Annotated in this window: 7 protein-coding genes and 1 pseudogene; 3 read left to right on the top strand and 5 right to left on the bottom strand. The window is 65.9% G+C overall.

All coding sequences use genetic code 11. From position 1 onward, the window contains the following. The 4 genes and pseudogenes from B0684_RS06195 to B0684_RS06175 all read right to left on the bottom strand — a co-directional run. Window positions 1–719 (bottom strand): annotated as a pseudogene (locus tag B0684_RS06195) (DUF1631 domain-containing protein); the annotation flags it as partial. Window positions 720–1,186: 467 nt separating this feature from the next. Further along, window positions 1,187–1,513 (bottom strand): non-heme iron oxygenase ferredoxin subunit, encoded by a 327-nt coding sequence (locus B0684_RS06190; protein WP_018169521.1) that lies wholly within the window; start codon window positions 1,511–1,513, stop codon window positions 1,187–1,189. A gap of 53 nt (window positions 1,514–1,566) precedes the next feature. Next, window positions 1,567–1,941: a hypothetical protein gene (locus B0684_RS06185; protein WP_018650315.1), complete on the bottom strand. Its 375-nt coding sequence runs from the start codon at window positions 1,939–1,941 to the stop codon at window positions 1,567–1,569. Window positions 1,942–2,425: 484 nt separating this feature from the next. After that, entirely contained in the window at window positions 2,426–2,875 is a 450-nt protein-coding gene (locus B0684_RS06175; protein WP_018145965.1) for a YaiI/YqxD family protein, read from the bottom strand. A gap of 174 nt (window positions 2,876–3,049) precedes the next feature. Here B0684_RS06175 and B0684_RS06170 point away from each other — a divergent pair, with 174 nt between their 5' ends. After that, a complete protein-coding gene (locus B0684_RS06170) occupies window positions 3,050–3,226 on the top strand; it encodes a PLDc N-terminal domain-containing protein (RefSeq protein WP_018145966.1) in 177 nt (58 codons plus the stop codon). Window positions 3,227–3,248: 22 nt separating this feature from the next. Here the strand turns inward: B0684_RS06170 and B0684_RS06165 are convergent, their stop codons facing one another. Then, the gene (locus tag B0684_RS06165; protein ID WP_018650316.1) at window positions 3,249–4,688 is read right to left on the bottom strand and encodes a MinD/ParA family protein; all 1,440 of its coding nucleotides are present in this window, start codon (window positions 4,686–4,688) and stop codon (window positions 3,249–3,251) included. A 208-nt stretch (window positions 4,689–4,896) separates the two neighbouring features. On the opposite strand from B0684_RS06165, the gene B0684_RS06160 reads away from it, so the two are divergent. Both B0684_RS06160 and B0684_RS06155 read left to right on the top strand, forming a co-directional pair. Further along, window positions 4,897–7,026, top strand: a complete 2,130-nt coding sequence (locus B0684_RS06160) for an HDOD domain-containing protein (protein WP_018650317.1) — start codon at window positions 4,897–4,899, stop codon at window positions 7,024–7,026. Window positions 7,027–7,050: 24 nt separating this feature from the next. Continuing rightward, complete coding sequence (locus B0684_RS06155) at window positions 7,051–9,186, top strand: EAL domain-containing response regulator (protein WP_018169516.1); 2,136 nt, start codon at window positions 7,051–7,053, stop codon at window positions 9,184–9,186. Window positions 9,187–9,224: the final 38 nt, after the last annotated feature.

Below are 9,224 nucleotides of genomic sequence, written 5' to 3'. Positions count from 1 at the left end.
CCAGGTGCGCCGCCCTCCGCCGCGGCCGGTTCCGACGCCGTGGCGGGGCCCCCTTCCCGGGTGGCCTGGGCCCAGCTCGCACGCCGCGACGTTCCGGGCAAGTCGCCCTCCGGGGCCTCGGACACCGGCTCTCTGACCAGCCCGCAGGCCTCGACTGTCTCGACCACGAAGGCCAGGGTCGGTGCGGCCGTCTGGCCCAGACAACGCACGTAGGCTCGCATCAGGCCCAGCGTCATATCCGTCCGGCCGAACTGTTCCTCGGCCGACTCGATCAGACGCTCGTACCAGTTCAGCGGCGACCACGGCGCCCAGCCGGGGTGCTCGAAGCGGTGATCCTCGCGCGCGGCCTGGAGGAATACGAACCAGGAGTAGCGGTTCTGCTCGCGGACTAGCCCTTCGAGCTTGTGACGCAGGGAGCGTCGGGTGGACTGGTAATCGTCCAGGATTTGCAGGCCGGAGTTGTCATCGGCGTAGCTGGAACCGGAGAATTCGTACTCGGGTGGGTAGGTTGTGGAGACAAAGTCACGCTCCAGGGCCTCCTCGAACTGGCGACGCAGCACATACTGATAGCCTTGAAGCTGATTCGCCCATTCCGCGTCGGCAGCCTCATTACCGCCAGCGGACCACTCCTGCGCGACGGATTCCAGACAGCGCTCAAGGTGATCGGTCACCCGCGGGACGATCCCGCGCACCAGTTGCTGGCGCTGGGCATCCGACAAACCGGACAGACCCGACCAGACCGCGGCCCGTGCTTCTCTGTCTGTATGCTCCCTGCCTGCCATGGTGAGGTGTCCTCGTATTGCCGCGTGGTGGCTCGCGTGAGTTCCACGTGAGCCCGCCTATAGTGTACAGGCGCGGCCAAAGTGGGGCATCCGTCACAGTTTCCGCGTCGGACAGGGAGCTCGTTAAGGAGATGCGGATCAATTCGAGCGTTCGCGCTCGAGTCCATTTTTCTCGATGACAAGGCGCGGTGAGCGAAGTGTAGCCGTGCTACATAAGGGAGCCGCAACGCGGTCAGCGGGCCCATTGCCACCCAGCACGGGCGGCCGGTCCCTCAAGGGGTTGGCGCCCCCTGCTCCCCGATCCTGCGTTGCGCCGCTTGGCCGGAGAGTGACTACGGCGCTGCGCATTGCGCCTTGTCTCGGAAAACAGGGGGCCCCACCGCGAACGCGCGATCCGCGTCTCCTTAAGCGTCCAGCGGCTGCGTTCCCACCTGAACCATTTCGCCCTCGACACGCACGGGGAACCGGGTCAGGGGTTCCTCGGCAGGCGCGGCCATCACCTCGCCGGTTCGCAGGCAGAACTGGGCTTCGTGCATCGGACACGTGATGCAGTCATCGGCGCCGATCTCACCATCCGCGATGGGCACATCCTCGTGAGTACAGAGGTTCTCCACGGCAAAATATTCACCACCCAGGTTAAAGATCGCCACCTCGGTATCCGCTGTCTCCACCAGGCGATGATCGCCATCCTGGATGGTCCCCACCGGGGCTACGTCAATCCATTCCGTCATCACGACTCCTTTGCTTCTGAAAATTCCCGATATCGCCCCTCTGCGCTGGCAGTTCAGGGAGACGCCCGCAGGGCTGCGGTCGCGGCCGCATCGATCTCGATCCGCCGGCCCTCTTCCGGGTGGTAGGAGAAGCGCCCCACCACCCGCAAGTTCTCGCCCAGGTGATCGCGCACCGCCGAACCGGGCTTGACCGCCACGCGGTTGATGGCGTCGTCTTCCAGCCAGTAGTGCTCCGGATCATCAAAACGATTCACGACACCCTCGGTTTCCACCAGTTCGCCATTGAAGGCCGGCGCGGATGCAGCCAGCTGTTCCAGGGTCACCGGCGATACGCGCTCGCCCTCGCAAGCCACCAGCACGGCGGTCATGGCCAGCCCCAGCCACACGGCATTGATCCCTTTCAGCACGATCTTCTCTCCCGGTTGCACTCGCGCCGACTGCCGACGCTTCTCCGGCTCCAGCCTACCGAAACTGCGCCATGTCACGCCCATTCACCCCTGAATGACGGGCCTAAGGAAACCCGGATGCATTCGCGCGACGTCGGCCCCGTCGAACTTCACGAGCGCTTTCGTTCGGAGGTGCGCGCTCAAGCTGATGGCATCGCCGCCGTTACCCTGGGCAGGTAAATCGCACACCCACCCGCGATCAAGGACGGACCCACCAGTGAACGCTTCACGCCACCATCGCCAGGCCCCTCGGACCTGGAACAACGCCCCATCCTCGCCGAAGGAATATCGACAAGGGACTGTCAGCCCCGGCCGGGACCATCCAATCACCGTTGCGCAGGAATTCCGGAGTACCGCGCAGGATGATGACTGGGTACAGCTCGCCAACGAAACCCTGAAACTGATCCGCCAGCTACGCATCTAGGTGTGATCTCTCAATAGGTTGTCCTCAGGGAGACCGAGGACGCTATTTCACGTTCTGAGCAAGCCAGCGATCCAGGGCATTGCCGAAGGCCTGGCGGTCGCGCGGGCCCAGCGCCGCCGGGCCGCCGGTCTCGACCCCACTGGAGCGCAGCGTGTCCATGAAGTCGCGCATGCTGAGGCGCTCGCGGATGTTGTCGGGAGTATAGAGCTCGCCCCGGGGATTCAGCGCCTGCCCGCCGTTCTCGATCACATCCGCGGCGAGCGGGATGTCCGCGGTGATGACCAGGTCCCCGGCGCCAAGGCGCCGGACAATCTCGTTGTCGGCCACGTCGAACCCGGCGCCGACCTGGATCGAGTCGATCAGCTTCGACGGCGGCGTGCGCATCGGCTGATTGGCCACCAGCGTGACCGGAACCCCCGTCCTCTTCGCCGCACGAAACAGAATCTCCTTGATGACCGCGGGGCAGGCATCCGCGTCGACCCAGATCTTCATGGTGCTCCTTCCCGAAAGCTCGCTGATGATCGCGGTGCAGGGTAGTCGTTTGCGGCGCCCGGCACATTTCCCCACCGTTCGGATTGGCGCCGGGGCGGCACACGTGCTATCAGCTTGGGAGACGTCAACCGACACGCTTGGACTTTCTAGGCCAAGCCTCGCAAGGAGCATTACATGGGCATTGAAGTCACCGGCATTCTGGGCCTGATCTGGCTGCTGATCGTGATCTGGGCGATCGTGCGGACCGCACAAAGCCCCGCGACCCCCATAGTGAAAGTACTGTGGATCCTGATCCTGCTGTTTCTTCCCCTGGTAGGCCTGATCGCCTGGTTGCTGCTCGGACCCAAGTAGGCCTCACCCAGGCACCGGGCGCTCACATCCGGCGCAGGAACTCCGCGAGGGTCGGCGCGTCATCGTCCCCCTGACGCAGTCGCTCGAGTAGCGCCTCCTGGGGGCCAAAACGGGCTGCGTCGTAGGCGGTTGCCTGCACACGAGATGCGGAGCCCGCCCGAGCGGGCCTGGCGGCCGACTCGTCCCGACCCTTCCAGCCGAAATCGGGCGGAGGACGGTCAGCCCCGGGGCGTCGACCGTCCTCGGCTTGCACGGTCGCCGGAGCCGCTACGTCCCTGGGGTCGTCCATCGCGGGCGCAAGCCGCGCACGCAAACGGCCCAGCAACCCGGCATGGCCCTCCGGGTCCGCCTGTAGCGCGTCCACCAGTGCCATCAGATCGATCGCAGCGCGGCCCGTTCGCGCCCGGTACTGTTCGTGCATGGCGTCCAATTCAACCGCCAGGGCCTCGGGCTCGGAGGCCTCCAGGGCCGCGTCGAACGCCGCGCGCAAGCGCCCGAGCACACCCTCTTCGCTGCCCAAGCCGTCCGAGCCGTCCGAGGCATGGTCGACCGGGGGCGGCTCCGTAGCGAGCGCCGGGGCTTGTGGACGGGCATCCTCCAACGGCGTATGCGCAGCCGGACTCTCCAGCTGCAGACGACGCCACCAGAAAAGGCTGAATGCTGGCGCGTCTTCATGCGGAAGGCTGTCTTCCAGGGCATTCGCCAGGCGCTGGAACGGACGCGCCGAGGGGTCATTCTCGGCGAACAGGGCGACCGGGTGCTGCAATGTGACGGCCGAGCGGAGGCTTTCGTCGCGCTGGACGAAGCCGAGAAATTCGACCCGGGTATGCAGGTATTTCTCGACGGCATTGGAAAACCGCTGGAAGACGCTGCGGGCCTCGGCGACATCCGCCACCATGTTCACGATCACGCGGACGTCCAGCGCCTGACGCCGCAACGCCAGCTTGAGCAGGGAGAACGCATCGGTCAGCGAGGTCGGTTCCGGCGTCAGCGCCAGCAGGACCTGGTGCCCGGCCGCGAGGAAATCGAGCGTGGTATCACCGATGCCCGCGGCGGTATCCAGCAGCAGGTCGTCGAAATCCGTCTCGATGTTCGCCAGTTCCTCCACCAGCCGCTGCTGATGCGCCCCGGAGAGCTCCGCATATTCGCGAATACCACTGGCACCGGGGATGATCTTCAGGCCGTGCGGCCCTTCCAGCAGGATATCGCGGATTCCACATTCGCCCGCCAGGACCTCCGCCAGGCCCTGTTCCGGGCGCAACCCCAGCAGTATGTTCACATTGGCGAGGCCGGTATCCCCATCCAGGATGCCGACCCGCCGCCCGCGCCGCGCCAGCGTGATCCCCAGGTTCACCGCGATGCTGGACTTGCCCACCCCGCCCTTGCCGCTGGCCACGACAAGGACCCGCGGGCGCGTGGCGACCCCGGAACGGGTATCCGTCAAGGCGCTGTGACCGGACATCGCGGCTTCCTGCATGGCACTCATCGGCATGGGGAAAGAATGACGGCGAACTCACGGTCGGTCTACCCCATTCGGTGGCGCGGGGCAATACCACTCAGTATAGTCAGGAACCAGTGGTGATCCGGCAGACTGCATCAGACTTTCGGTTCCGGACACGCACACAGGGCAAAAGGCGCGGCAGGCCGACTGCACGCGACCGGGGAGCAGCATGACGAGCGTCAATACGGCAACGGACGGTCTACCGAGCCTGCCCCAGGCGCTCATCCCGGTGCTCGACGCCACCCAGGCCAACGAGGCCGATTTCCAGTCCCTGGCCCGGGCGATCATGCAGGACGCGGGCATGTCCAGCCGCCTGCTGCAGGCGGCCAACTCGCCCTTCTACTATCGCGGCTCCACCTGCCGCACCATCGACCGCGCCCTGTTCAGCCTGGGCCTGGATACCGTGCGCAGCCTGGCCCTGACCGCGTCGATCCAGCAGTTGTTCGGCGAGTTCGGCCCACGCCATCGCGGCTACCTGCGCACCATCTGGCAACGGGCGCTGACCACCGCCAACCTGGCACAGGTCCTCGCCACCCTCACCCGCTATCCGCGGCCCGAGGAGGCCTATCTCGCCGGGCTGCTGATCGACATCGGGCGCCTGGTCCGGCTGGTCAGTGACGAGGGGCATTACTGGCCCATCCTGCAGACCGCCGAAGACGACCCCCACCTGATCGAGACCGAACGCACAACCTACAGTCAACACTACGGGGAACTGGGCGGCGAATGCCTCGAGGCCTGGGGGCTGGGCCCGTTCTTGGCCGATGCCGTTCGCTACCACCTGGAACCGGCCGAGCGCGTGCGCGACGCCCATCACCTGGTCAAGCTGGTCAACCTGTCGCATGCAATGGGCTGTCTGCCGGGCGCAGGCACACAGGATTCCGCGGCTGGGTGCAACGAGACCGCCCTGGCCGCGGCGGATACGCTTTTCGGCCTCAACGAGGGATTGACCCGCGAATTGCGCGGGCGCGTGGCCGAGGATGTGCGGCGAATTGCCGGATCACTGGAAATCGATCTGGGCGCGACCCGGACCACGGCGGATCAAAAGCCGGAGGAGATCGATCACGCGGCGGAGCGCGCACTGGCCGCCCGCGTCCGTGATCTGACCGAGCTGGAACGCATGAATGGCGAGCTGGCCAGGGCGACCGACCTGCAGGAGCGTTGCACCGCCGCGCGCCGCACCCTGTACCTGACGCTGGGCATAGACCACAGCCTGCTGTTTCTGATCGACCCGGATCACCAGTCCGTCGCCGCCTGGGTGGAGGACGACGAGACCCCCGATTTCACCCTGCCGCTGCTACCCGGGCGCAGCCTGGTGACCGATACGCTGCTGGATCGCGAGATTCAGCTCCACGAGGAAGAGAACGCCGCCGGCTTGCCCGTGATCGACCAGCAACTGTTCCGGCTCTGCGAAGCCGAAATCCTGTGGAGCTTTCCGCTGCTCGCCGACGGCCAGGAACCCGCGGGGGTGCTGATCCTGGGCCTTGCGCGCAGTCAGGCGCAGGCCCTGGAGGCCCGCTCGGACTTTATCGGCTCCCTCGCACGCGAGATCGCCCGGGCGCTGGTCGCCACACCCGAGCCGGCGGATGCCCCGGACGGCGCCACCGAGCAGCGCATCCGCGACACGGTGCACGAGGCCGGAAACCCGCTCAGCATCATCCAGAACTACCTGGGCGTGTTGAACCACAAGCTCGGCGAAGAACACGAAGCGCGCCACGAGCTGGGCCTCATCAAGGAGGAAATCGACCGGGTCGGGCGCATCCTGCTGCGCCTGCGCGATCCGCAGGCTGCCGGGAACGAGGAGACCGGACCGGCCTCGCTGAATGCACTGGTCCGCCAGGTCGCCGATATCGTGGACGGCTCACTCTGTCGGACACGGGGGGTCCGCCTGCACCTGGATCTGACTCCCTCCGATCCGCCGCTGTCGGCCCCCGCGGATCACCTGCGGCAAATCCTCATCAATCTTCTGAAGAACGCGGCCGAGGCCCAGGCATCCGGCGGGGAGATCACCATCGCCACCCGTGCCCCAACCACCGTGAACGGCCGCAGGGTTGTGCCCCTGTCGGTAGAGGACAAGGGGCCCGGGCTCCCTGCCGAGGTCCAGGCCGCGGCATTCGCGCCTGTGACATCGACCAAAGGCACAGGCCATGCCGGGCTCGGGCTCAGCATCGTCAAGCGCCTGACCGAGGAGATCGGTGCGGGACTCTCATTCACCAGCGGGAGCGCAGGGACGCGCTTCGAAATCGCACTGCCCCACGCATCACGGTGGTTGGCGAGCGCATCAGGGACGACGCGACCATGATTCGCTACTGACCACGAGACCCCGATGCCCGAACGCGACGCGCCGATCGACCCGCAGTCCGTCAGAATCCTCATTGCCGATGACGATCCCGGCCTGCTCGAGAGCCTGCGCGGACTCCTGACCATTCAGGGCTACCCCGTGCGGACGGCCGCGGGGGGTGGCGCGGCCATCGAGGCCCTGCGCGAAAAGCACTACGACCTGCTGCTGCTCGACCTCACCATGCCGGAACTCAACGGACTGGACGTGCTGCGCTTCATGCAGGCCGCCGGGCTCGAGACCCTCACCGTGGTCGTCAGTGGCAACAGCACGGTGGAGGATGTCGCCGGGGCGCTGCGCGAGGGCGCCCACGACTATCTGAAAAAGCCCTACGAACCCGCCGAGTTACTGGCCACCGTCCGCAATGCCCTGCACCACAAGGCGCTGGAGGACGCCAATCGGACCATGCGGGCCCGCCTGGAGAAGTCCGAGCGCCTGCACCGGGTGATCGTCAATAACTCCCCGGATATTGTCTTCGTTCTCGGCGCCGACCATCGCTTCCGTTTCGTCAATTCACGTGTACACGAGTTACTGGGCTATGCCCGCCGCGACTTGATCGACCGCTCGGTGTTCGACCTCGTCGAACCCGAGGATCGCGACAAGGCGGAATATTTCTTCGAACAGGCCGCCAGCCAGCACCCCCACATCCGCTCGGTGGAACTGGCCCTGCAGCCCGGCACGCCTTCGCGCAGCCGCCGCTTCTTCGAGGTCGCGGTATGGCCGTCCAGCAACAGCGACGACGCGGATAACGGCGAAACGCTGATCTACGGCACGGCACGGGATATCACCGACCGCAAGGAATCCGAGGCCTTCATCAACTTCCAGGCCTATCACGACCTCCTGACCCGACTGCCCAACCGGGCCCTGTTCCGCGACCGGGTGGATGTAGCCATCTCGCATGCGCAGCGCTCGGGCACCCAGCTGGCGGTGCTGTTCATCGATCTGAACCGCTTCAAGGTGATCAACGATTCCCTCGGTCACACCGTGGGCGACCGCCTGCTGCAGGAGGTCGCCCAACGGCTGCAAGCCTGCATCCGCAAGGGCGACACGCTGTCACGCTTCGGCGGCGACGAATTCACGCTGCTGATCCCGGGACTGGCCAGCAACGAGGCCGCCATCCAGGTAGCCGACAAGATCCTGGAAAGCCTGCAGGCCCCGTTCAAGATCGGCGACCAGGAGCTGTTCGTCGGGGCCAGCATCGGCATCGCGATCTACCCGGATGCCGGCGACAACCTCGAGGCCCTGATCAAGAATGCGGATATCGCAATGTATCGCGAGAAGAGCAGCGGCAAGACGGGTGTGCGCGTGTACAGCCCGGACATGGGCGGCCATCCGCCCCGACGACTGCAACTGGAACAGGACATGCGCCGCGCACTCGAGCGCGACGAGTTTCATATCCTCTACCAGCCGCAGGTGGATACGGAAACCGGGCATATGGTGGGCGTCGAGGCCCTGATCCGCTGGGATCACCCCACGCTCGGGCTGCTGGGCCCGGCCGAGTTCATCCCGGTCGCCGAGGAGACCCGCCTGATTGTGGACCTCGACCGTCTGACCCTGCGCACCGCCATCCGCGAAATGCAGCGCCACAGCCGCGACGGCTACCCGGAACTGCGACTGGCGGTGAACCTGTCGCCCGTGCTGGTCGAGCGTGACGACTTCGTGGAGGATTTCCTCGGCATTCTGGGCGAGACGGGCTTCCCGCCCGACCTGCTGGAGGTCGAGATCACCGAGAACCTGCTGATGAGCGACACCCCGGACACGGTGCACAAGCTGAACCGTCTAGGGGCCGCCGGCGTGCAGATCGCGGTAGATGACTTCGGCACCGGCTATTCGTCGCTAAGCTACCTGCAGAAGCTGCCGATTCACACGCTCAAGATCGACCGCAGCTTTACCCATACGATCTGCCGCGAGGACGAGGCCTGCATCGTCAACGCGATCATCTCCATGGCCCGCGGGTTGCAGATGAACATCGTGGCCGAGGGGGTCGAGACCGAGGCCCACCGCGACTATCTGCGCGACCTGGAGTGCCCGATGATTCAGGGCTTCCTGTTCGGCCAGCCGGCGCCACTGCATACCCTGCTGGAGAACGAGGCCCTCTTCGCCGCACCCACTACTTGCCAGTAGCCTCTCCGGCAACCAGGGAGACGCTGCGACTCCATTGC

This window comes from Thioalkalivibrio versutus (assembly GCF_001999325.1).
Taxonomy (GTDB): Bacteria; Pseudomonadota; Gammaproteobacteria; order Ectothiorhodospirales; family Ectothiorhodospiraceae; genus Thioalkalivibrio; species Thioalkalivibrio versutus.
This window is presented reverse-complemented; position numbering and strand designations above follow the sequence as displayed.

Excerpts from the sequence above, each read along its gene's own strand:
- B0684_RS06190 (WP_018169521.1), bottom strand. The coding sequence starts at position 1,513 with ATGACGGAATGGATTGACGTAGCCCCGGTGGGGACCATCCAGGATGGC.
- B0684_RS06160 (WP_018650317.1), top strand. The coding sequence starts at position 4,897 with ATGACGAGCGTCAATACGGCAACGGACGGTCTACCGAGCCTGCCCCAG.
- B0684_RS06175 (WP_018145965.1), bottom strand. The coding sequence starts at position 2,875 with ATGAAGATCTGGGTCGACGCGGATGCCTGCCCCGCGGTCATCAAGGAG.
- B0684_RS06165 (WP_018650316.1), bottom strand. The coding sequence starts at position 4,688 with ATGTCCGGTCACAGCGCCTTGACGGATACCCGTTCCGGGGTCGCCACG.
- B0684_RS06170 (WP_018145966.1), top strand. The coding sequence starts at position 3,050 with ATGGGCATTGAAGTCACCGGCATTCTGGGCCTGATCTGGCTGCTGATC.
- B0684_RS06155 (WP_018169516.1), top strand. The coding sequence starts at position 7,051 with ATGCCCGAACGCGACGCGCCGATCGACCCGCAGTCCGTCAGAATCCTC.